General features: G+C 36.8%; 17 protein-coding genes and 2 pseudogenes. 6 read left to right on the top strand and 13 right to left on the bottom strand.

The window, feature by feature from the left end; all coding sequences use genetic code 11:
- Positions 1 to 77 precede the first annotated feature (77 nt).
- Positions 78 to 773, top strand: coding sequence for a HEPN domain-containing protein (locus tag EJF25_RS09905; protein ID WP_160119399.1), 696 nt, complete (start codon positions 78 to 80; stop codon positions 771 to 773).
- 180 nt (positions 774 to 953) lie between these two features.
- Here the strand turns inward: EJF25_RS09905 and EJF25_RS09900 are convergent, their stop codons facing one another.
- From EJF25_RS09900 to EJF25_RS09845, 13 genes and pseudogenes are all read right to left on the bottom strand, one after another.
- Positions 954 to 1,679, bottom strand: coding sequence for a hypothetical protein (locus EJF25_RS09900; RefSeq protein ID WP_125041079.1), 726 nt, complete (start codon positions 1,677 to 1,679; stop codon positions 954 to 956).
- A gap of 16 nt (positions 1,680 to 1,695) precedes the next feature.
- Positions 1,696 to 3,195, bottom strand: a pseudogene (locus tag EJF25_RS09895) (RNA-binding domain-containing protein).
- Between the two features lie 66 nt (positions 3,196 to 3,261).
- Complete coding sequence (locus EJF25_RS09890; protein WP_125041078.1) at positions 3,262 to 8,136, bottom strand: RecQ family ATP-dependent DNA helicase; 4,875 nt, start codon at positions 8,134 to 8,136, stop codon at positions 3,262 to 3,264.
- 584 nt (positions 8,137 to 8,720) lie between these two features.
- A complete protein-coding gene (locus tag EJF25_RS09885) occupies positions 8,721 to 11,039 on the bottom strand; it encodes a DEAD/DEAH box helicase family protein (RefSeq protein WP_235016785.1) in 2,319 nt (772 codons plus the stop codon).
- Positions 11,021 to 11,608, bottom strand: coding sequence for a hypothetical protein (locus EJF25_RS25605; protein ID WP_235016775.1), 588 nt, complete (start codon positions 11,606 to 11,608; stop codon positions 11,021 to 11,023). Before EJF25_RS25605 ends, EJF25_RS09885 begins: the two co-directional genes overlap by 19 nt.
- A 2-nt stretch (positions 11,609 to 11,610) precedes the next feature.
- On the bottom strand, positions 11,611 to 12,936 hold the full coding sequence (locus EJF25_RS09880; RefSeq protein ID WP_125041077.1) for a DNA methyltransferase: 1,326 nt from the start codon (positions 12,934 to 12,936) through the stop codon (positions 11,611 to 11,613).
- Positions 12,923 to 14,749, bottom strand: a complete 1,827-nt coding sequence (locus EJF25_RS09875; protein WP_125041076.1) for a DNA methyltransferase — start codon at positions 14,747 to 14,749, stop codon at positions 12,923 to 12,925. Before EJF25_RS09875 ends, EJF25_RS09880 begins: the two co-directional genes overlap by 14 nt.
- Positions 14,750 to 14,751: 2 nt before the next feature.
- Positions 14,752 to 15,024: a helix-turn-helix domain-containing protein gene (locus EJF25_RS09870; protein WP_125041075.1), complete on the bottom strand. Its 273-nt coding sequence runs from the start codon at positions 15,022 to 15,024 to the stop codon at positions 14,752 to 14,754.
- 301 nt (positions 15,025 to 15,325) lie between these two features.
- The gene (locus EJF25_RS09865; RefSeq protein WP_125041074.1) at positions 15,326 to 16,165 is read right to left on the bottom strand and encodes a 23S rRNA (adenine(2030)-N(6))-methyltransferase RlmJ; all 840 of its coding nucleotides are present in this window, start codon (positions 16,163 to 16,165) and stop codon (positions 15,326 to 15,328) included.
- A 238-nt stretch (positions 16,166 to 16,403) separates the two neighbouring features.
- Complete coding sequence (locus tag EJF25_RS09860) at positions 16,404 to 17,417, bottom strand: inorganic phosphate transporter (RefSeq protein ID WP_125041073.1); 1,014 nt, start codon at positions 17,415 to 17,417, stop codon at positions 16,404 to 16,406.
- Positions 17,418 to 17,432: 15 nt separating this feature from the next.
- Complete coding sequence (locus tag EJF25_RS09855; RefSeq protein ID WP_125041072.1) at positions 17,433 to 18,080, bottom strand: DUF47 domain-containing protein; 648 nt, start codon at positions 18,078 to 18,080, stop codon at positions 17,433 to 17,435.
- Positions 18,081 to 18,152: 72 nt separating this feature from the next.
- Complete coding sequence (locus EJF25_RS09850; protein ID WP_125041071.1) at positions 18,153 to 18,794, bottom strand: DedA family protein; 642 nt, start codon at positions 18,792 to 18,794, stop codon at positions 18,153 to 18,155.
- A gap of 86 nt (positions 18,795 to 18,880) precedes the next feature.
- Positions 18,881 to 19,324 carry a DUF8440 family protein gene (locus EJF25_RS09845; protein ID WP_125041070.1) on the bottom strand — a complete coding sequence of 148 codons (444 nt, stop codon included), beginning with the start codon at positions 19,322 to 19,324 and terminating at the stop codon, positions 18,881 to 18,883.
- Between the two features lie 183 nt (positions 19,325 to 19,507).
- Here EJF25_RS09845 and EJF25_RS09840 point away from each other — a divergent pair, with 183 nt between their 5' ends.
- The 5 genes and pseudogenes from EJF25_RS09840 to EJF25_RS09820 all read left to right on the top strand — a co-directional run.
- Positions 19,508 to 19,684 carry a DUF4250 domain-containing protein gene (locus tag EJF25_RS09840; RefSeq protein WP_125041069.1) on the top strand — a complete coding sequence of 59 codons (177 nt, stop codon included), beginning with the start codon at positions 19,508 to 19,510 and terminating at the stop codon, positions 19,682 to 19,684.
- Between the two features lie 282 nt (positions 19,685 to 19,966).
- Positions 19,967 to 20,503, top strand: coding sequence for an RNA polymerase sigma factor (locus tag EJF25_RS09835; protein WP_125041068.1), 537 nt, complete (start codon positions 19,967 to 19,969; stop codon positions 20,501 to 20,503).
- Positions 20,504 to 20,507: 4 nt separating this feature from the next.
- A complete protein-coding gene (locus tag EJF25_RS09830; RefSeq protein ID WP_125041067.1) occupies positions 20,508 to 20,867 on the top strand; it encodes a hypothetical protein in 360 nt (119 codons plus the stop codon).
- A gap of 29 nt (positions 20,868 to 20,896) precedes the next feature.
- Entirely contained in the window at positions 20,897 to 21,469 is a 573-nt protein-coding gene (locus tag EJF25_RS09825) for a DUF4890 domain-containing protein (protein ID WP_370685717.1), read from the top strand.
- Positions 21,470 to 21,513: 44 nt separating this feature from the next.
- Positions 21,514 to 23,821 (top strand): annotated as a pseudogene (locus EJF25_RS09820) (outer membrane beta-barrel protein); the annotation flags it as partial.
- Positions 23,822 to 23,838 lie beyond the last annotated feature (17 nt).

Raw genomic sequence — 23,838 nt, 5'->3', positions numbered from 1 at the left:
TCAAAGAACACTCTATACTCTATGGCACCTAAAATTAAAATTGAGGAAATATTAATCAGATTGATGTCACATCTGATGTGGTTGCTATTGTCGGACAGCGAACTCTTGCTGTTCTTGCATGGTACAAAGTTGCCAAAGAGAATCTATCATCTGCAGAGTTATTATTAAAAAACAAAAAAGTATCTCATGCGATATTTTTTATTCAACAATGTGTAGAATGTATTGTTAAAGGTGTCTTTTTAGAATCTGGAGTACTTAACAATGACACCACAAGACAAATAAGCCATTCTCCTGAAGATGCTTACAAATTGTTGTATAAACAACTTGATTATTCGTGCGGTATATATTATTGTGAAGAAATTCCTAGGCAGTTGAATAAAGGTATTTCATTTGAAGAAAAGCTCAGAATCAGTGCAAATATTGCCAATCAGTTTACAGAAGACTATGAGAGAAATTTAAAAAATGCGTCATGTGATGCTAATAATATAGCAGACATGGATCCTATAGCCTTGGGGTTACCTCCGAGTGCAACTCAACTTCAATGTTATTTGTGTTTTTTGATTACTATGTATAATATGAATATGCTTTTATTGTTTTCTTGCTTATTCTCCCATAAAGTAGAACAAAATGCAGGATACCCTCAAATCAATGCACAAAAAATAGTAGTTCCTTCTGATGTTTTCAATACACTGACTATTGAAAAAGGATTGCAAACCATTATTCCTATTTTAACTAAAATTCTTAATGATATTATTGGATTAACTATATTATAGATTGTGGCAATGTCGTTTGGTTTCCTTGGACAAAACAAAAATATTATTTTTCGAACTTAAATGCTAAGTGTAAATTGATACACGAAAGAATTTCTCAATACTCCCCCAAATGGTTATTAGTAATTTAGAAATAACGGTTCTAAAGGTTGATTTAGGTTTGATATAATTTTAAACCTAATATTATATAGTCAAAGTTTTAAGTTGAACTGGATGGGTTTTCTTCTTTCCTTTTCTCTTTTCCAATCCCGGCATCTTTTTAGCCAATGCACTTTCTCCAGCAGGAAAATAGAGAGGAAAAACTTTATATAAGAAACTCACAATTTTACTACGGCTTTTATCCATATTGTAAAAAGCAGAGCAAACAAAGTACATTAGTTCTTGCTGACTACATGTTTCTTTGGGCTGTATGTTTATTGAGGGAGCAACTATCAAGTCATGTTCAGCAAATGATAGAGCACTGGCAAGAATAGCTTCCTGTTCTTCTTCGGTAAACATCTTTATTTTCCCAGCCAACCATTCAAACTCTCTTTGCTGAAGTGCTTGTTGCTTTTCGTTTTGATGCTCCAATAGGATTGCTACATTTTCTTGTTGCTTTTCTGTCAAGGCGTTTTCTAATGCTTGGTTCTTTCGTCTAAGGACATTGAATTTCAATAAAGCAGCAATGTACATACAGAAATATCCTACTGCAATATCGAATATTAGGACAAGCAGATAGTTGCTACTTGAGTTTTGTGTGTCACCAGCCATATACTCACTAATAGGGATAACAGCTAATAGCATGATGATGGCTATTGCATAAAGTACTTTGTATCGCGTTTTATGGTTTACCTGTGGCAAAGAGGCAAACAAAAAGGCGATAACCAAAACGGCAATTATTGCACAGAGTGGTATGAAAGAGGTTTCCATAGGTTTATTGTTCTGTTTATGGTTTAACAATAATGCGCCAATAACCGGATTTGTCAGAACCTTCGTGTGTAAGAATACCTCTTTCACGGAGATTTTTAATCTGCTTCTTGACACCATCCAAAGAGATTCCTAATTTATCAGCCATTTTCTCACGAGTTATCATCGGGTTAGATATAACCATATCTATAATACGTTGAGCCGTTCTACCAACAGGTTTGTTGGTGTTTCGTTTTACAGGGTACTTTTTGAGGGTACTATTTTCGTTTACAGGGTACTTTTTCTCCGAACTTTCTTCGTTTACAGGGTACTTTTCGAGGGTACTATTTACCCTGTTTGCCACTTCCTCAACAGGTATTCTTCCATTCTCCCCCCAGTTCAAATTATAGAATGTGGTGTAGAAAGAAGTCGCTTCCGTTTGATATTGCGGCTCTTTACCTTGCAGGAAATTGGGTAGCTTCTCTGTAAGCTCTCGCATTTTGCGTAAGCCGGAACCGGGTTTCTCCATATAGTCCAATTGTGTAAATACATCTGCAATGACAGGGTTGCGACGCATGGATGGTACTTTGTATATGTCACGGTCTTGAATTTGTGTACCGTCAAGCATTGCACCGGGTGATACCAGTTCTACACGGTTATCGTAAATGTCAATATGTACTTCACCGCCCATCACGGTGTAATCTCTATGGATAAGGTGGTTTACCAATCCTTCGAAGATGGCTCGGTCTGAATAGTCTGGGAGGTTAAGGCGATAGTTTGGCATCTTCACCCAACCACTCATGGTATAGTTCTTGATGAAGTCCATGCCGTACTTCAATAGCAATACAAGGTTAGCCCGATGCTCTATGGAACTGATGGCATCATCTTTATAGAGTCCAGTCCAACGGGTACAGAAAATACGCGATTGGAATACGGTGCAATTATCCACAAACAGCAATCCTGCATTGGTCAGTTTGCCGTCAGGAGTTACCAGTCCGAATGATTGCAGATACTTGTCATTCCATTCCTGATGGGTTTGCTCACGGAAAGTATTGGCAAGAATGATGAAAGAATGTTTGCTGGCATCCACTTGGGTAGGCAGTGAATCTCAAGTCATGTGAGTGCCTTTTAATACCAACGAAAGTAATTGTTGGGAGTTGCATTCTACACTTTCATTGCCAACTCGTACATATGCGGTACGTGTCCCATCTTGATAATAGTAATAAGGTGTAAGCGTTCCTGCCTTTACTTTCACTTCAAGCAGGGTATGCCCTTCATGTTCTATTGGAATAAGTTGAACTTCCGGCACAGGGTCAAGTCGTGCCTTTATCATTTCACTGATAAAATCAGCATCGGCTTGTGGATTCTCCAACCCTACAATTATGCCGTCATCATTCACTCCATAGAACAAACTGCCACCATCCGTATTAGCGAAAGCCGACACGGATTTAAGCCACGATTTTACTTTCTTACGTTCCAACATTTCCTTGAAATCGTAAGCTGAGCATTCTGTTATCAATGTATTGTTATGTATCTGCATTATTCGTATAATATTTAATTCTTATCACAAAGGTAGTGATAATATGATAATTTCAAGTGTTTTAACTTACAAAGAAAGTCTCAAGTCTGCTAAGAGAACAGCCGTTTCCGTTTCATCTTTTGGTGCATCTTTGGACTTCCATGCCACAACAAACCGTACAGATGCAGATTGCACCTTATAACCTCTTTGTTCCCATTCAGATAACGTGTCCTGCATTCTTGATGATAATTTTGCTATAGGTTTATCGGCCGATGAACTATACAAGAAGAAATCATTGTAAATTAAAGAATCTCCTCCTCTTAGTGCTAAAACCTCTTGTTTCCGTTCTTTGAAGAATCCTAAATAGACATCTTTGTGAGAGAGCTGTAGTATAATTTCTTCAGGCATATCATAGTGTTGTTGGTCAATGAAGTATTGGTTTGCACTTAAATGATTGAAGCAATCGCCGTTTGTATGTATGAATAGTCTGTTTTTTGCACGGGTTATTCCTACGTAGTATCGACGCATCAGATGGGCATCCTTTACATAGTTGTCGGATATGAGCATATATACATCATCAAACTCCCTGCCTTTGGCCTTGTGGATAGTTGATACCACGACATCGGTGCCTGATGTGTCGCAAAAGTCTTCTACTGACGACTCAAATACAAACTCCTTGAAGTCACTGAAATATTTTGTTTTGTTGGTTTGTTCAAACAGTTCCACACACCGCTTCACATACATCAAACTCAGACTTCTGTCATAAATAGAAAAGGTTGCATGCTTGGCTTCTTCCCACAGCTCTTCCGTGATTAACGGTGTTTTTATCCGCTTGTTTATATACCTCAGGAAATATCTCATTTCGGCCATATTCCAAAAACGTAGGCCATCCATTGATTGTATCAGTTTACTGTTTATGCCATGTTTCCGCAAAAGAGCCATCAGGATAACGGCCTCTTCATTTGTTTGGGTCAGTACACAAGAAGTTCCTTTATCCCTATGTTGAAGCAAGTTTTCGACGAGCGGCTGATACATATATTCCGATTGATAGCGTATCACTTCAACCCAACCCTTTTCTTTTCTCATGGAGATAATTGGTGTACTTTTTATCCTTTTATGTATGTTTTTCAAGAATCCGTTGGCAAAATCCACCGGCTGGCGCGCACTGCGGTAATTTTCGGTCATTTCGACAAACGTGCTTCCGCTTTCCTGTGCCAGTCGGTACATATAACCGGAATCGGAACCGCGGAATTCATAGATGTTCTGGTCATCGTCTCCCACTGCTATCACACGCATCTCCTCATTATTAGTCATTAAAGCCTTTACAAGCGCATGCTCTTCAGCTCCCATATCCTGAGCCTCATCTATGACTAACACCGTCTTGCCAATCTTATTGGGTTCCACTTCTCCTTGACATATCATCTCGGCTGCATTTGAAACGACATTTCTTGATTCTTCAAGATTTCCTATCCGTCCCAATAGGTCGAAACAATAGGAGTGGAATGTTTTTATTTCGACAAAGTGGGCGGCGTTGCCTATCAACTCCATGAGCCTTTGTTTGAATTCTGTAGCGGCTGCCCTTGAAAAGGTCAGCATCAGGAGCTGTTCGTGTTTCACATCTTCAAGTAGCAGAAGTGAGGCCAGTTTGTGGACCAATACACGTGTCTTTCCACTACCTGGGCCGGCTGCGACTACAATGCAACGTGAACCCTTATCGGAAATAATATCCATTTGCCGTTTGGATAATTGTCCGAACAATTGTTTGTACTTCTGTGGTGTCAAGTTACGTTGTATCTCGTTTGCTCTGTCTCCTTTGAAATATTTTATGACAAACTTTCTGTAGTCCATTTGGAAATAGTCCTGAACATATTGCAAGGCCGCATGATAATCTCTTACCATCAAATTGGCATATTCGCCTACAATATGCACTTGCTGGATTTTCAACTTGTAGAATTCGTTGAGCATCCGATAGTCGTCTTGCTTGTATCTCGACTTGTTGTCCTTTATTCTTTGGATATTCATGGCATTATAAAGTACCAAAAATCCGCCTTCAAGTTTTAGTGAACCGATTTTCGACAAATACAGAAGTGCTTCTTCCACGTCTTCTAATTGAATGTCATCAAGTCCGCCAAAAAGGGATTGGGAATTTGATTTTATTCGGTTCAGAAGCTCTACTACGGAGAACTGGATAGCTTTGTCGAGTGCATTCTTTTTTTCTGCATCAAAAGCTAATTTGTATAGCCATTTCACGGCAAAGCGACTTATTTCCAATCGTTTCTCAAATCGCCTGATGGTGGATTCTAGGTCTGCCTGACGACTTATCTCCATGTTACGAGCCGCATCTTCTTTTTTACGCGTATATCCCTTGACGGCGAGGAAATAGAGTAGTGTCCGGATATCTTTTTCTTTGGATGTATTGATGCCGTCGTTCACTGCATTTTCATTCAGTTGCTTGCATGATATTCGTAAAGCTCCGTCGGGAATATGATTAAGGATGTATTGTTCAAGTTTTGCAAAGCGTTCGAGGAGAATTTGTGACTTTCGTTCCGAATCACCTGCATCCTGCAAATAGGCAGATATATCTTTGCTGTCTGCCAATATACCTTCCTGTCGCATGCGCTCCACTACAGATATAACATCTCTTTTGCTTAGTCCCAAAATGTCTGCCAGATAATCGATTCGTGATTCTGCTTCCGAATCCTGAGCCTTGGCGATATGTTTTTGAGAAATTAATGACTTGATGATACGGACTGCCTTTTCTATTTCATCGCTGCCAAAAAGTAGTGATGCTGCTATGCGTTCTCTTGCTTCGTCCATATTCTTTACCATTATTCCCGTGGCATATACATGAGGTACATTGTTTCCTCTTACCAAGTATCCACTTTGTTCCAAAGCTGCTAATGCTGTCCGTACACGGGTCTCAATGTCAGATACCGAATCATCCCATCCTGCTTGCCGGGCAATTTCCAACGCAGAACAGTTGACTTTCATACGGTGTTTGGTAAGGTCTTTGACGGCTTTCCATACCTGTTGTATTTCACTAATGCTAAGTTTCGTTTGGTTTAGCAATATAAAATGCTTGTCCAAATCATTGTCACTGTAAAGCACATAACAACGTGCGCTAAGATCAGGATCACGACCTGCCCTGCCAGCTTCCTGTACATAATTCTCCAGCGAATCGGAAATATCATAATGCACTACAAGACCGACATCTTTCTTATCGACTCCCATACCAAATGCAGACGTGGCCACGATGATGTGTGCCTGATCGTTCATAAAAGCATCTTGGTTGGCAATTTTCTCATCGGCTTCCATTTTCCCATTGAAAGGGAGTGCCTTGTAACCGTCACGAGTCAGTTTTGCAGCCAGTTCCTTTGTCCGTTTAGTGCGTGACACGTAAACAATTGTCGGACAATCGGCTTCTGCTACAAGTTCTCTCAGTTTTAAATATTTGTCATTGTCATTCTCTACATGTATGACGGAATAGTGTAGATTTGTTCTTGAGGCTGTTGATGCGAATAATTCCAAGTTCAAATCCAAAGTCTGCTTGAAATAGTCACAGATGTCTTGGATTACTTTCTGTTTTGCCGTGGCCGTGAAACAGGATACAGGAATCGGGGTTTTGCTTTTTTTCTTTTGCTGGTATTTTTGGATGAATTTGCTAATGTAGAGATAGTCAACTCTGAAATCCTGCCCCCATGAAGAAAAGCAGTGCGCTTCGTCTATCACAAACCTTACAACGTGGCGCGCCATCAATATTTTCTCGATTGTTTTTGAACGGAGCATTTCGGGAGAGATATACAACAACGAGGCTTCTCCGTCTTGTACTCTTTGTATTGACAGTGATCTTGTGATGGGGTCTAACATCCCATTTATGGTTACGGCATCCGTGATGCCTCTGTCGGCAAGGTTGTCTACCTGGTCTTTCATCAAGGACTGCAAGGGGGAGATGACAACCGTAAGCCCGTGCACGGAGTGTCCCGCCATGAGTGCAGGCAGTTGGAAGGTAAGTGATTTACCACCGCCGGTAGGAAATATTGCCAGCAGCGATTTCCCTTTTACCGCAGCTTGGGCAGCACGTTCTTGCAGTGGCTCGCCTTCGTATGTTCGGAAGCGCTCATATCCGAAAAATGTTTTTAGGTTATGGAGCACATCCAATTGCGTATGGCAGTAGTCGCAGCCTTCTTTGCAAGTAGTGTGTCGCAGGAGTTTTATGATAAATTCCACTTCCGGATAATTATAAAGTACCCATCCGGGAGTGATGGAGCGGTAATCGGTGGTGTCAATCAGAGCCAATGCGTATGCCAATCCGCATGGATATTGGTTGATGAGCATGTCAAGATCGGCATGTTGGCAAATCTTTCCGGCATAAAGTTCTTTAATAAGTTCAGGTATTCCTTTATGGATATACTCCGCACTTACCATACTGAGAAATCCTTCAAATTCCTTCTTGTCCTTCAGCAGCGATGCAAATAGTATACGCTTTTCTTTCGGTAATGAATGCCAGCATGCTATTTCATCCAACAATAAGTCTTTTGCTTTCTTGCAATCGTTCACCGGATTGTTCATTTGTTCGCTCATCAGTTTGTCATCTTTCACAAGCCTGTGGTAAGGGTGTTCAGGGAACAGTAAAGGCGAAACATAAAGTGTATCAACTAAAATCCAGCGGCATATTTTGTCCGTAAACAGGTATTTAGCATCATGGTGAACGATATTGTGTCCGCAGATGTAGTCTACATCGTTTAAGAAAATGAATAGTTCTTCTTTTGAGGTTTTATGAAATGTCGTGTTATCATGCTTGAGGGCTCCTATATCATGGATTCTATGGTCTTTCAAGCCTATTTCAACATCTACTATGACATAATTGTGGGCACTACATGGTACAGAGGTGGTTTTATTGCCGATGATATTGTTTCTATCCTCGGTTTTCTTGATTCCTATGAGTTTGCTCCATATTGACATATCTCAATATAATAAATAGTTTTACAACTTGAATTTGTTATGTATCTGCATCGTTTTCTTATTGTTGTTTGGGTATAACATCCCAATATCATACACAAAGGTAAGGATAAAACCGAAGAATCTGTTAAAAACATCGCTTTCTTTTGATTTTTATGCGTTTACATCTCGTTATTTATGGATAAAAATCGTACTTTTGTGAGCAAGAGCATGTGTTGCTTATGGATGCTTATTTTCGGATTTGCGTTATATTTGCAACACGCGCACGTAAGTTGCTGATAGAGATAATAGGTTGATTTTGAGGAAGTGAAGTAAAAACAAAAATAACGATAACAAACTATAGTGAAATGGAGTGTAACTTATTGAGTTGCACTCCATTCTGTTTATTAAACTTTATTGATGGCTATTGTTGTTTTCGGATTTTTATTGTATATATGCACTATATTTGTAATGTCTCTTAATTAGAGGCATATACATTTGACAATGAGCGATAGTCTCGAATAGCCAAAAGGTGATAGTATAAAACATAACCCAGACAAACGGATGCAACCGAACGTCTGGGCTTAGAAATTGTGTTTAAGTTACTCTTACACCAAACCGAATATCATAAGCATAATAAATACTTCTGTATATTTAGCAAACCAATTCTTTTTATCAATTTTCTCAATACCCATATCTACTGATAAAATTTTCTCAATATCTTTGGCTGAAATATCCGTTTTAAGGCAAATATTGCCATTTTTTATTACAATAACCTCATCAAAAAGGGACAGATGATTACGGAAATACATAAACTGATTTTTTACTGTAGTCGCTTTTGCGCCCCAAATATCAGTTTCCGTGAGAGAAGTTGTAAAGTGATTATTCAACACCTCTAGAATTTGAGGTTGGTTTGCCATGTTAATAGCTTCCAACTTTGGATAATTCTTTCTCAAATATTTGATGTCTTCAATAGCAGTCTGTATAGATTCCTCTGTACTGTCATACATAGGATAAATACAGAAAGCAAATTCATTGAATGTCAATGGTTCAAAAGACTCAAGTCCTTTTAAGATCTCTAAACATGCGCGATAAGGGAAGAGGATTCGTTGGCTCCTCTGATCCTCCAGTGTATTAGAATATCTTAACATCTGTTTCTTAAACAAATCGCGTGGTTTGATTTGTCCGTCAAGGTAATACTCACCAAGTGGTGTAAGTTTATAGTTCTTACCATCCTTTTCTGTTAAGCCGAGTCTAAAAGTATGGCTCACATTGTTGTGGTTATACTTGAGATCTGTACCCGACATGATGTTCCGTTTTTTATCCCTAAATATGTTAATCGTTGGATCAATGAGGTTTTTTATAAAGGATTCAAAAGAAAAGTCGCCAATAGTTTTAAAGATTCTTGAATGGCCTGTCTTGCGTTCTCCTTTACCAAATACCTGTTTCTTTTGTGTATCGGTTGGGTTTGCATTGACTGTAGCAATCTGAACATATAGCTCTTCTGAGAATTGCTGAATATCAACGCCTTCTATTTGAACAGATACAGGATCATATCCTGAGGGACTTCTGCCAATGCGTCCCGTTGCTATATATTCACTATTCAGACGGTTAATCCAATCTTCCAATCTGTTGTCTTGATCTCGCAAAGCCTGAATAATGTTATAAACAATTTCAAAATCTTCGGAGTGAAGTATATCTGAAGCTACAGATGACTCAGGAATCAAAATCGGAATGATGAAATATGCGGTCTTGGCAACACCCTTTTTCGTTCGCAATGCTCGTCCACATGCCTGGACAATATCCACAAGAGACTTCTTTCTATCAATGAAATATACACTGTCAATGATAGGAACATCGACACCCTCCGTGAGACACTTTGCATTTGATATGACAGAAAACTCAGAATTCCTGAATTTATCAAGGATTTGTGCGCGAGAACCAGCATCTATTTGACAATTTATGTTGTCAATATAAAGATTTGACGATTCAATATTCTGATTGAATTCTCTAATGACGCTTGATAAAGAAATTTCTTCTCCGTTTTCTGAAACGAAATTTTTTGCTCTTTGAATAGAAGAATGGAATGAGATTGTTTTTTTGATAGAAAACTCTCTCATTGCTTTAGCCAAAAGAATCTTTGAATATAGTATTTCTGCGGATTGTGTTTTTGAATTCTCGTCAAGATCCTCTACTTTAAGGTGCTTATTTTCCGCGATATAATTATAAACCTCGCTTTCTTTTACACCAGCCACGATTATTTTGTAATCAGAGATTGTCTTGTCAAGAATAGCTTTGCCAAAGTTGTATTTTGAAAGAAGTGGGCCATAGGTATTCTCATCATCCATTGAGAAAATCACTTTTCCGCTTTCTTCAGCATTTCGTTTAAGCAACGGCCTAACCATTCTTTCTGTTGCAGTCATGAAAAGTCTTTTCTTTGAACGAATGAATTGGTCTTCAAGTGCCAAAGAAAAATTTGAGCGTAAACCAGCTGTACGATGAGCTTCATCGCAAATAATCAAATCAAAAGTATCTTTGGCTATCTTCTGAGCCTCTGAAATCTTATCTGTAGATTGATATGTTGAAAAGATGTAACGAACCTTTCCTTTTGTATTGTCCAAAAAGTTGGCGATTTCATTAATGTCGGTTGTAACAGGAACGCCTAATTGTGATACGCTAATATCAGCTTCGTCGTCATTAATATTTGAAGAAACAGTATTGTCACTACAAACACACAAATAAGTAAATGGAATTTTCGCCTGATCGGCCCAAGATTCAAGTGTCTGTTTTACAAGGGATATACTCGGAGCTAAGAACAAAACAGTCTCAGCTTTCATTGTTTCAACAATCCATAATGAAGTAAGCGTTTTACCGGTACCGCAGGCCGCAATAATCTTACCTCGATCTTCTACTGAAAAACCTTCAATAACCTCATTAATGATGCGTTCCTGATAAGTATGGGGGTATGGAAAACCTTGTTCTTCTTAATATTCTCGTTGTTTACAAGATCAAAAAGAAGATCGAAAAAGGTTTTGTCCAGCGTGTCAAAGTCTTTTGCCAAAACTTGAAGGTTCTCTTTATGTTTGTCAGAAAGATTACTCACAGAATAAGAATTGACAACAGTGCAGCAGAAGTCGCAATAACGTCCATCTGACCAGAATTTTGTAAGCTCTTCATAGGTTGGTTTTACTCGTCCGGAACGAAACTTACATTGATAGGCTATTGATTTACCCTCTTTTGTAATAATCAGGCCATCAACACCACTGTCTTGGTGTTGTTTGTTGCCAAGTTTCAAACTTTTTCTATATTTGTCAGGAATGTCTGCAGAAGTATAAATTTCTGCAACTTGATACATCTGCGCCTTTATCGTAAAATATGCAAATGTAAACTCCTCAAATACGTTACCTCTCGCTTTCGCTGTAGGCAATGCTTCGATGGCCTTTTCTAACGAAAGCCAGTCTTGATAGTGTTTTTTTAAAGTACTGGAGTATATCATAATTATTTGGAAATTTGAAGTTCAATTACTGATTCTCTCATTAAATTGTCAAATTCTGAGTTCAGAATATGCATTTGTTGAGAAGAAGAACGTATTTTGCGTGCGTGGTAGATATTACAAACTTCATAACCATATTTTTCTGCAATGTCTGCAAGAAGCAAATCGGTTGGAACCAATATGCCCTTATATCCAGAGTTTGCAACTACAATATAACATTTAGCTTTATCAACAAGGATTTTGGACAAGTTTTTTATCATCAACTCCATGTCATCAAAATACCCTCTAATCATATCTGGTATATTTTTATTCCAAATGTTGAATGAAGATATAAGTGACGCTACAGTATCAACATCCTTGTTGCTGTTCGTAAAATCATGACTGAATTTTGAGTTTACGTGCGAACGCAACGCCATTGATCTAAATCGTTCAAAATCGTCATATGATTGAACAAACCCACCAATCCAAAATTCAAGCTTATAAACCTCACAATAATCAAAACAGTTAGCATATGGAGGTGAGAACACACACAACCCCACAGGAATATTCTCTACCTGTTTGAAAGCGTCCTCAGTTATCATGGAACCGAAAATTATCTTGCTCTCATTGTCACTGTTTGACAACTGAATATCAGATAACATTTCTGCAGCCTTATCTAAATAGCACTGAACCAAATCAGGTACAGCCTTATAATTCTTCTTGAATTTCAAGCCATTGCCATCTTTTACTTTTAGGGAGCATTTGTCTATAATAGAAATCAAAGCAAGCCTAAAGAAATCCTGAACAGGGTTATTATCTATGCTATCTACAAAGAATCGAATTTTAAGTAAGATTTCAAGAACATCTTCCATAAAAGAAGTTTGAATGACGCGACCCACTTCAATCTCTACTCTTGTATCAGGTAGTATGAAGTTTTCTATATACTCTTTAATCAATGAAATTTCATTTGGAGAATAGTGATGAATTTTGGCTTTAGTTGCTAATATGGCCATTGGATTTATATCAAATCCAACAGTTTTATACCCTAAATTAATCGATGTTAGATTAGTTGTACCAACACCGCAGAAAGGATCCAAGACATAATGTTCTTTTGATGGCTTTTCCTCTTCTATGATATGTTTTACAAGCAATTCAGAATAGCCTTGCTTATAATCATACCACTTGTGTTTTGGAGCTATCATGTTGGTCTTGAAGTTCACAAGACCTTCATAGAAACTTCCATCAACAACGCGATATTTTGATGCAAGGCGTTCGATGATTTCTTGATAATCAGGAAGCTTCGCTTCAAATAACACTTGATTAGTTATGGCTTTAGATTCACTCGTCCTCATTTTCAGAATCGTATAATTTTGCTAAATATTTTTTGTTGAAATGAGTGTAAAGATGATGAGTGCCGTTTGCTCGCAGATATGTCTTTGCGAACGCATCAATCAAAGGTATTGCGTCAACAAACATCTGCAATATAACCTCGTTCCTGTTCTTATTATTGCAATCAATTTTTTGAAGAAAAATATTATCAATGTCATGAATAAAATCTTCTTCATTCTCATATACCTTCACAGGATTATTAGCAACCTTTTTGAATGTGTAAATAAAATCTCCATAAGGCGAGCCTTTTGCTTTCGTATGTGCAGTTTGGCGATAATTCTTAACCCCATCCTGAAAGTACATATTATCATATGTAAATCCTGCTTTGAGTATAGAGAACAATAATGCCAACCAAGAGCAAATATCTTTGTTGTTAAATGTTAAAGACAAATACCTCATAGGCTTAAGAACTCGGTATGCGTTCTTAAAAACTTCATGCAAATTGTCTTCATAATCATATTGGCTCTTTGCACCATTGAATCCCTTTTTTCTATTGGCGACCGCTTCGATTTCAAAAATAGGATAACGATCGTATAGATCTTGGTTCCAAGGATACCAGAAATGCGACAATTCTAAATATTGCACATTGCTACCATATGGAGGATCCGTAATAATGGCATCTACACTGTTTTCTGGTATATCTGTATGGCCAACAGGTGCATTATAGAGTAAGACATTAGCTTTATTATTCAATAAATCGTCTATTGATGTTGTTTTAACTGGTGTATAATCAATACTATTATTGTAATTAATTGAGGCCAATACTCTTGCAACAGACTTATCAAATGCAGGTATGATTGAAACTTCGCAAAATTGATTAGGAATCCAATAAGCGTGCTTACTCCACGTTGTTGGAGATCCGCTTTGCCATCCTGCATTTGTAAATGACATGATGTTACAATCTTTCAGGATATTACTGAACATTATTCTGACAAGTTCGTACTTTTCTGTTCCAAGTTTATTTTTAAAAGAATTGATTTTATTCTTTAAGAGCAACAATATCATTAAGTTCCTTTTGGTAAAGAAATCTTGGAAATATAAGATACCTTTTTTGGCAAGACCATCTTCAAATTGACGATCCCAGTCCATAGGAATTAGGTCACGAGGTATATTTATATTATTAGCAATTATTTCTTTTTTTAAAAAGATCATATGTGCCTTAAAACGAATTCTATCATCCTCTTTGTAAAGTTTGATAATTCGTTTCTTGTTTGCTGCACTTACCAGGAATATGTACTGCGGTTCAGTTCTTTCACATAACGCAATATCAATTTCACCTTCTTTGTTTAGCTCGCAATACTTATTTAAACAATGGTATTTGCCATTTTTGATTTTTAAGTCATTTGTGAGTGTTGATGGTCTTCCACACTTAGGGCATTTAATTGTCAAAGCCATTTCTGCCCAAGACAAGTCGTATCTCTGTTTGTCCAATTCAAAGAACATATAGTCTTTGGTAAGAGATTCAAGATAACTGCGTAATTCCCTAAAGCAGTCTTTTAGATCTGAAATTTCCTCAGATTTTTTTATCATATTTCTTACGATAAATATCGATAGAGGATTAAGATCACATCCAATGACGCGTCTTTTTTGAATGACCGCTTCATAAATGGTAACACCTCCACCACAAAAAGGATCAAGTATAACTTCCCCTGGTGAAGTGAAATTTTCAACAAGCTGGTTAAATACGTTATGAGGACGACGTGCAAAATACTTATGGATTTTATATGGTGGCGTATGTGCCTCTGCAATTATAGGAGTATATGTGAATGATGGCATGATTACAATATTTTTTTTACTTCATTAAGAGCATCTTTCGCAGCTGGTTCATCTTTAATTACGTTATAGACCTTATCGGCCAACCATAATTTTGCCAAAGAGTCTTTTTCAAGTCCATAGAATTTTTCAAGAACTGAGATATGTTCTTTTTTTAATGTGAATAGGCCATTTTCAATTTTGCTGTATGTTGCTGTATCTATGTCTAATATCGCTGCAAGTTTTCTCTGTGGCAAACTTGCATCTTCTCGTAATTGTTTCAAGCGTATTGCAAACATATATTTGAACTTTCCTTTTAAGAATGGTTTCTTCTTGAAGAAATCATGCAAATGTACGAAATTACCTTGACTGTTGTATCAATACAGCCTATCTTTTTACAAAAAAACAATAAGCCCTCCTCTTCATCTCAACGAAATGAACTACCACTCTCGTAACGGTAGTTACACACTATGGTATTCTTGAATCATCCAATAAAATCCCCCCCTAAAAAATTAACTTGCAGGTAAATAAATTCCGTATCTGATGTCTATTTGTAGCGTTGTTTTTTGTTTCCACAGAAAGTTATAGGATAAATATCATTCATAATATAATGTCTTTATATAAATCCCCGTTATATCCTCTGTATGATGAACCTTTATATAAATCTATTAGCAAATCACAATACTTACCTATTTGTGTGTTGGATATAGATGAAATATTGCTTGCTAGCAATCCACTTCCCAATACTCCTGGAGTGCAGGGTTGAGTATCTGGCTCAATTATTTTTAGAGTTAATTCATGGCAAGAAATAGAATGTTTATTTTCTAATTTGCAACTACTTCTAATGAGCTCTTCAAGTTCTCTTTTTTCATTGTGAGTTTGGTAGCCATACCATAATAAACATTTTAAATCGAGTTTAGTAGCCTCAATAAATATATCAAGATAAGTAAGTCCATTACTTCCTGGTTCGTTGATAACATATGGGTCGATATGTATAAACGCATTAGGAGATAGCTCAGGTAGTAACTTCATCATTCCTGTTAAGGAATCAATATTATGCAATATAATCTGTTTGGTAAGAGTTTGTTTTCTACCAAATTCTTCAATGTTCTGTAAAGCTTCCGTGTCCAAATCAAAAAAGATATATTGACAAGTATCTTTTAAAATTGACATAGCTAGTCCTGGAGAGCCTATATATTGATTCATCTGCATAGCTTCGTTTTCTAATCGGAAATAAATACTGTTATTAACGGGATTTTCTTTTCCTTTTTCTATGAAATGGTAGATTCCATATTGTTGTTCGGGTGTATGAGTTAAAGTATAATTGGCAGATGCAGAGTTAGTTTCTATATATGTGGTCGGTTGTTCTTGTGCAATTATATCACACAAGGGCAGGTGCTTCCATACTTCTGCTTGTTTTCCATAATGTGAATATCCCATAATCATTTATTTTAGGTTGATGAAAGTTGCAATATACCATAAATCTGGGAGAATAAGATATGAATCTTCTATTTTTGAAGATATTTTATAGATATGTATATTTTGATTGGTATTTATAAAAAGAGAAAACAAAGAATAGGCTGCACAAAAATTGAGTACAGCCTGTTTTTAGAAAATGAATGAAGTGAATAGAATTATTTTTTGAGTGGTAAAGGAGATACCAATCAATCTTCAATTCTTAAAATAAAGAAATAACAAAGTAGATTCCAGCAGCTAAAAGTCCACTAACAGGGATTGTCAGAACCCATGCAATCATTAAACTTTTTGTAACTCCCCAACGTACAGCTGATAAACGTTTAGTTGCTCCAACTCCAATAATGGCTCCTGTAATAGTATGGGTGGTACTGACAGGTATTTTGAGCATTTCGGTAATATAAAGAGTAAAAGCACCGGCTGTTTCTGCAATAACTCCTTCTAATGGAGTTACTTTAGTAATCTTTGTACCCATTGTTTTTACAATTTTCCATCCTCCGGACATTGTACCTAATGAAATTGCAGTAAAACAAGAAAATGCTACCCAATCTGGTAAATCATTGATACTATTTATTCCCATACCTATTCCCATTGAATGAGCAGCAATCATTGCAGCCGCAATGATACCCATTACTTTTTGTGAGTCATTCAAACCATGACCGACGCTGAATAGAGCAGAAGATACGAGCTGTAATCTTTTGAACCAGACTTCGGCAGTATGTGGATGCGCCCGGCGACAAATATAAAGTACCAATAATGTAAATCCAAAAGCGATAACCATACCAATAAGAGGTGCAAGGAAAATGAAAGCTGCAATTTTAAGAATGATATTAAGTTGTATAGCTTCAAATCCATGTGCCATAATAGCTGAACCTGCAAATCCACCGATAAGAGTGTGTGAAGAGGAAGAAGGAATACCTTTCCACCAAGTTATTAAGTTCCAGACAATTGCAGCAATTACTCCTGCTAAAATAATTGGTAAAGTGATATATTGTTCAACAACTGTTTTGGATACAGTATTTGCAATACCAAATCCACCAATTATGTATTTAGCGATGAAAAAAGCTACGAAGTTAAAGAATGCTGCCCATAGAACGGCCTGAAAAGGGGTAAGCACCCGGGTTGATACAATAGTAGCTATTGAATTTGCCGCATCATGAAAGCCGTTGATATAATCAAATATCAAAGCCAATATAATGATAATTACTAATAATTCCATGTGTTTCGCTCTGTTTTATGCGTACTTTACAATTAGGCTTTTTAAGATTTTGCCAACATGTTCGGCGGCATCAGTCGTTCTTTCAAGTTCATGCATAATTTCCTTGATTTTAATGAGTTCGATGCAGTCTTTTTCTTCTTCGAATAGCTTTTTGATGAAAAATTCATAAACATCATCTGCTTGATTCTCTATATCATGCAATTTGGTACAGTATTCGCGAAGTGCTTTGGGTGCTTTGCGGAATGTTTCCAGTTCATCCATTGCTTTACAGATATAGAAAGCTTCATCTTGAATGAGTTTGCTTAGTTCTTTTCCACTATTTGAAATGGGATGAGGATTGTAGATAGCAATACGTTTGGCACAACTATTTATTCCGTCGATAACATCATCCATGCTGGAAGCTAAATCGTGAATATCTTCACGGTCAAAGGGAGTGATGAATGTAGTGCTAAGTTCGTCAAGAACCAAATGTGTCAATCTATCTCCTTCTCGTTCAAGGTCTTTTATTTTCTTATAGTAATTTGCTCGTTCGTCTGGCAGATCGTGTTGTAGACTCTCTACTAGAATAGCTGCAGAAGATGCTAAAACTTCAGATAGCTGTTTTAATAGAGGGAAAAATTTGGGCTCCTGGGGAGTAAAACGACTAAAAAAGGAATTTTTCATACGTGTAAAGATATTAATTTATAATATTGTTATATGTTAGCTTAAATAAATAGGGTGAAATACCTGCATTTTCTATTTCTTTGATTTTAATTTAGCTCGTATTATTTCTATCAAAGCTGGTAAAATAGAGATAAAAATAATAGCGACGATCAGTAATTTTAAATTCTCCTGTACAAATGGCAGGTCACCGAAGAAATAACCGGCATAGCAAAAAAGTGCTACCCAGATAGCTCCTCCAATCAGATTATATAACATGAAATAGTAATAATGCATTTTTCCCATTCCGGCTACGAAAGGGGCAAAAGTGCGAACAATAGGAATAAACCTGGCTAAAATGATCGTTTTGCCACCATACTTTTTATAAAATTCATGTGTTTTGTCCAAATGACTTTGTTTGAATATTCTGGAATTGGGATTATTAAAAAGTTTTCGTCCGAAATAATGTCCTATCATATAGTTGCATGAGTCACCCAATACAGCTGCAATAAATAGAATAATGACGAGTAAATGTATTTCGATAGGCATATTGGGTAGTGCGGATATAGCTCCAGCTACAAATAATAATGAGTCTCCAGGTAGGAAGGGGGTGACTACCAATCCTGTTTCACAGAAGATGATAATGAATAAGATGGTATAAGCCCAAGTGTGGTAATCCCTCACTATGTCAATCATATATTGGTCTATATGAAGGATAAAATCTAGTATAAATTCCATTCTTTTATAGTTGATTTTTTGTAAAAAAGGAAATGATGGGGTATAATACGGACATAATTTGTCCAGAAAAAGAGGTAAAAGAATGGTTAAATGAGTATACGCCCTAGAGTATAGATATAATATCTATATGTTTGTTTGGTAATGTTTGTATAAAGAAAAAGCTTTTTGTTATTGTCTTTGGGTTGTTGAGCAATCAAACTACTTAAAGTCAGAATTGCTAAAGTGGAGGCATTAAATCTCAGTATTTTAGGAGAGGAGAGCCCTCGGTATGACAATGAACTTCCTGGCAGACCTTTGTTAATGTTGTAACTGTAGTTCTTATTGAACTCTTTTTTGCATGAAGAGTGATTCGCGTTGCAATCCTGATGAGTGGTAGATTCTGATATCTGATGATTGGATTGATTGTATGATAAAGATGTGTCCATACTTCCCATTTCCGTTTGGAACTCTTGCAGTTCTTTATTAAAGACGGAATGGAGTACAGATATTAGAAAGATACCTAATAACATACAAAATATGTACTTCATCATAATGGTTACAAATGTAGAAACAATTTTTATGAGAAATATATATAAAAGCAAAATTAATAGTTATATGTAATATCATTGTATTTTAATAAAGGAATGACATGCATAAATCTTTTTTTGTCAAACAGTTAGGCTATTTGGTAACTATGTAGTATTTTTGTACCAAATTTTAAAGAATAGATAAAGATGGAATTGCCTAAAGACCCGATGATGTTGTTTAGTGTCATTAATATGAAACTACGTGATTGTTATTCTTCACTTGATGAACTTTGTGAAGATATGCAAGTGGATAAGACTGAACTTGTTAATGCATTAAAGGCTGTAGGATTTGAATATAGTCAGGAATATAATAAGTTTTGGTAATTTTATATTGGAGTTACTGAGTTGACACTAAATAATAGTCTATTTGATGAATATTTTGACAGATAATTATCATTTATAAGTTAATGTCCACTTTCTTAGATAGATATTGTATTAGAAGATAATTACAACTTTCTCTTCATATTTATGTCCCCATGGTGTTCATCAGAAACGATGGGGAGCTTTATAATAAGGCTCTATAAGTTAATAAATACAAAAGACTTTCTTTCAGATTTAACTTCGGCTTCTTTCTTCGTTCTAATCTAACAAAGCCCAGATGAACAGATGATAAACGAAAATAAGATCCGGGAAGCTTGTGCCTCCAATCGCGATAAAGGATTCAAGTTGCTAATGGATAACTTTCAGGAACCGATATATTATTATATCCGACGGATAGTAGTATCTCATGAAGATGCTGAGGATATACTACAGGAAGTCTTTATAAGAGTATTCCGTTACTTGGATCACTTTCGTAATGAAAGCTCATTGAGTACATGGATTTACAAGATTGCTACCAATGAATGTCTTCGTTTTCTTAATGCTCGCAAGGAAGGAGTGATTTCAGCGGAAGAAATACAAGAAGAACTGATTGGTAAATTGAAAGCCTCTGATTATGTAGATTATGAAAATGAATTGGCAGTAAAGTTTCAGGAGGCCATCTTAAGTTTACCGGAAAAGCAACGGCTTGTTTTCAACTTACGTTATTATGACGAATTGGAATATGAAGAAATTGCACGCATTCTAGGTAGTAAGGTGGAAACACTCAAGGTGAATTATCACTATGCAAAAGATAAAATAAAGGAATATATAATAAATAGATGATATCATGGATAAAGATTTTGACTTTGACAATATTGGTAAGCAGACTCCATATCATACTTCTGATAATTTCTTTGAGGAAGTTCAGCAGAAAGTCATGAAACAAACCGGCATTGTACGACGTCGGAAAAGACGTCGCTTGCAAATGGTTGTAGCTACAACATTTGCTGCAGCAGCTGTGTTGGCAGGATTGTTGTTTGTTCCATCATTCCTTCCTGTGGATTCTCCATTGTCAGATACAAATGTATTAGCTATTGATAATGTAACTCTTTCTATCGATCCGGTAGATAACTGGATTAAGAATCTTTCAGATGAGGAGTTGGAAGAGCTCGTCAGCTTCTCTGAGAATGATATATTTTTAAATTAAGTAAGTGAATCAATTAAAAAGTTAGAATTATGAAAAAATTTATGTATGTAGTATTAGCTATGCTGTTAATAGGAAGTCAACTTTCTCTCTCTGCGCAGAATAAAGACAACCAAGAGAAGAAACAACGTCCTACGCCTGAACAAATGATACAGATACAGACCAACCAAATGGTAAGAGCACTGATGCTGGATGATGCCACAGCTGCAAAATTTACTCCTATATATCAGAAATATGTGAAAGAACTGCGTGAATGTCGCATGATGAACATTAAACCTAGAGTGAAGAAAGATGCAACTCAAGATGCTGAGGCTAATAAAACTCCGAAGCCTGCAATGACTGATGCAGATATTGCAAAAATGTTGAAAGACCAATTTACGCAGAGTCGTAAGATGCTAGATATCCGCGAGAAATATTACAATGAATTTAGCAAAATACTTTCTCAGAAGCAGATATTGAAAATATATCAGCAGGAAAAGAGTAATGCAAGTAAATTCAAAAAAGAATTTGATCGTAGAAAAGGGCAGAAATCGGGACAAAAAACCGGTCAAGGAAATCGTCAGAAGCAACAAAAACAGCATGTTCAACGTCATTTACAGAAATAGGTTATTAGGTTTATTATAAATTACTTCTACTAGATCAACACAAGGTGAGCATAGGCAGACATATCTATTCTTTTCAGTTTTGTTTGATTACTATTTATGTGATATTACTGAATAGCGTGGATGTTCATGCTCAGTCCGGTAGGGAGAGTTTTGCCGGACGAGTGGTTGATACAGAAACACAACAACCGGTATCGTTTGCTACGGTCCGGTTGTTGTCATTTTCGGATAGTACGATGCTGGTAGGTGGTGCTACTGATGATAAAGGAATATTTAAACTGACTCCTTTCGAACACAAAACTACAAATGATTCAAAAGAGAAGGTAGATTCTCTGTTTCTACACGTTTCTTTTGTAGGATATAAAACCATTTATCGTACTATCCCTATTTCTTCTAAAATTTCAGTTTCCAATTTAGGGGATATTCATTTGTATCCCGAAGGGTTTATGTTGGGGGAAGCTGTGATTGTCGGACAAGCACCTATGGCTATAACCGAGGGTGATACAACTGTCTTTAACGCGTCTGCCTATCGCACTCCTGAAGGATCGATGTTGGAAGAACTGGTGAAACAACTACCAGGTGCGGAGATAGACGAGGATGGTAAGGTGCTGATTAATGGAAAAGAGGTGAAGAAGTTTCTGGTAGATGGTAAAGAATTCTTTTTCGATGATCCGCAAGCTGCACTCAAAAATCTGCCTGTTGAAATGATAGAGAAGCTGAAAGCCTATGAGCAGAAGTCTGACTTAGCACGTTTGACTGGAATAGATGATGGTGAGGAAGAAATGATTCTCGATCTCTCTGTGAAGAAGAATATGAAACAAGGTTGGAGAGAAAACTTCATGGCAGGAGTGGGGAGTAAGGATCGCTATGAGGTGGCTAACACACTAAACCGTTTTCGTGATAATTCTCAACTGACCATTATCGGAAATTTAAATAATACGAATAATCAAGGTTTTTCGGAACTTCAGAAAGAATCATCCAGTTCTAGTGGTAATGTTCGTGGTAAGAATGGTTTGACCACTTCCCGTTCATTAGGAGTCAATACTACTTATAACTGGAAGAATGTCGAGCTTCGATCAAATATCCAATATATGGGAACGGACCGCTCAGAGGATAGTCGGACGACTATAGATAATTTTCTTCGCCAAGATAAATCAATTACAAATGGTACGAATAGCTCCTATACGAAAAATCATAACTTGGTTGCCAATGCTTATATGGAATGGAAGATAGATACAGTTACCACTTTGATCTTTCGTCCACAATACAATTTCGCCAAGAACAACAGAGAGAATGTAGGTACTCAGGAAGGATGGGGAAATGATGTCTTATTGAATAAAAAAGAATCATCCGGAAGCACCAACAGTTCCCGTTATAATGTGGCAATGATGTTGCAGCTTAGCCGTAAACTCAGTCGTCAGGGAAGAAATATTGCTTTAAAGATAGATTATGGAACCAATGCTTCATCTACTGGTAGAAGAAATCTCTCTACTACACGATATTTAAAAATAATACAAAAAAGATTCAGAATCAAAAGATAGAAGATGAGGCAGACGGATATAATTATCGATTACAGATGGTTTATGTGGAACCGTTGCTGTGGCTGCATTTTCTTCAATTCCGTTATAGTTATCAATATAAGGTGAACAATTCTGATCGTTTTGTCTACAACTGGGATAAGGAATTAGAAGATTTCACTCCCGATTATGATGAGGATGCGAGTAACTGTTTTGAGAATCAATATAGTAATCATTTGTTAAATCTCTCCGTACGTACCAATCGTAAGAGGTACGATTATAATGTTGGAGCAGATGTAGAGCCACAGAAGTCAGCCAGTCATTCTATTTTGAAGGATGCTCCGGAGAATCAGTTGGAAAGATCAGTCATCAATTTCTCTCCTACTGTTAATTTCCGCTATAAGTTCTCTAAGCGTACTCGTTTGCAGATTGTATATAGAGGAAAAAGTCGTCAGCCTAGTGTTCGTGATCTTCAACCGGTAGTCGATCAGACAAACCCTTTATATATACGTGTTGGAAATCCATCGTTAAAGCCTTCTTACACAAACACGCTTACGATGAGTTTTAATTCCTATAATACGAAACCCGTCGCAATATGGCTGCTGTTCTTTTGGCAGAAAATACAATGAATAGTGTAACCAATCAGGTGACTTATGACGATGAAACAGGAGTACGGACTACAACCCCCGTCAATATGAATGGAAATTGGCGTGTTTCAGGATCTTTTTCTCTTAATAATCCTTTTAAGAATCGTATTTGGATCTTCCGTAACAATTCTAATTTCCAGTTTAGAAACCAGAATAGCTATACAACGATTAATAAAGAAGCACCTGTAAGAGAGAGATAGTATCATGT

Origin of the sequence: Bacteroides faecalis, assembly GCF_003865075.1 — a bacterium.
Lineage (GTDB): Bacteria > Bacteroidota > Bacteroidia > Bacteroidales > Bacteroidaceae > Bacteroides > Bacteroides faecalis.
Note: the sequence above shows the minus strand (reverse complement) of the source record. Positions and strands in the feature narration are given on the sequence as shown.

What these genes read in the sequence shown, in the direction of transcription:
- EJF25_RS09900 (WP_125041079.1), bottom strand. Translation starts at nt 1,679, where the DNA reads ATGGAAACCTCTTTCATACCACTCTGTGCAATAATTGCCGTTTTGGTT.
- EJF25_RS09890 (WP_125041078.1), bottom strand. Translation starts at nt 8,136, where the DNA reads ATGTCAATATGGAGCAAACTCATAGGAATCAAGAAAACCGAGGATAGA.
- EJF25_RS25605 (WP_235016775.1), bottom strand. Translation starts at nt 11,608, where the DNA reads ATGATATACTCCAGTACTTTAAAAAAACACTATCAAGACTGGCTTTCG.
- EJF25_RS09880 (WP_125041077.1), bottom strand. Translation starts at nt 12,936, where the DNA reads ATGAGGACGAGTGAATCTAAAGCCATAACTAATCAAGTGTTATTTGAA.
- EJF25_RS09875 (WP_125041076.1), bottom strand. Translation starts at nt 14,749, where the DNA reads ATGCCATCATTCACATATACTCCTATAATTGCAGAGGCACATACGCCA.
- EJF25_RS09870 (WP_125041075.1), bottom strand. Translation starts at nt 15,024, where the DNA reads ATGTTTGCAATACGCTTGAAACAATTACGAGAAGATGCAAGTTTGCCA.
- EJF25_RS09865 (WP_125041074.1), bottom strand. Translation starts at nt 16,165, where the DNA reads ATGGGATATTCACATTATGGAAAACAAGCAGAAGTATGGAAGCACCTG.
- EJF25_RS09860 (WP_125041073.1), bottom strand. Translation starts at nt 17,417, where the DNA reads ATGGAATTATTAGTAATTATCATTATATTGGCTTTGATATTTGATTAT.
- EJF25_RS09855 (WP_125041072.1), bottom strand. Translation starts at nt 18,080, where the DNA reads ATGAAAAATTCCTTTTTTAGTCGTTTTACTCCCCAGGAGCCCAAATTT.
- EJF25_RS09850 (WP_125041071.1), bottom strand. Translation starts at nt 18,794, where the DNA reads ATGGAATTTATACTAGATTTTATCCTTCATATAGACCAATATATGATT.
- EJF25_RS09845 (WP_125041070.1), bottom strand. Translation starts at nt 19,324, where the DNA reads ATGATGAAGTACATATTTTGTATGTTATTAGGTATCTTTCTAATATCT.
- EJF25_RS09840 (WP_125041069.1), top strand. Translation starts at nt 19,508, where the DNA reads ATGGAATTGCCTAAAGACCCGATGATGTTGTTTAGTGTCATTAATATG.
- EJF25_RS09835 (WP_125041068.1), top strand. Translation starts at nt 19,967, where the DNA reads ATGATAAACGAAAATAAGATCCGGGAAGCTTGTGCCTCCAATCGCGAT.
- EJF25_RS09830 (WP_125041067.1), top strand. Translation starts at nt 20,508, where the DNA reads ATGGATAAAGATTTTGACTTTGACAATATTGGTAAGCAGACTCCATAT.
- EJF25_RS09825 (WP_370685717.1), top strand. Translation starts at nt 20,897, where the DNA reads ATGAAAAAATTTATGTATGTAGTATTAGCTATGCTGTTAATAGGAAGT.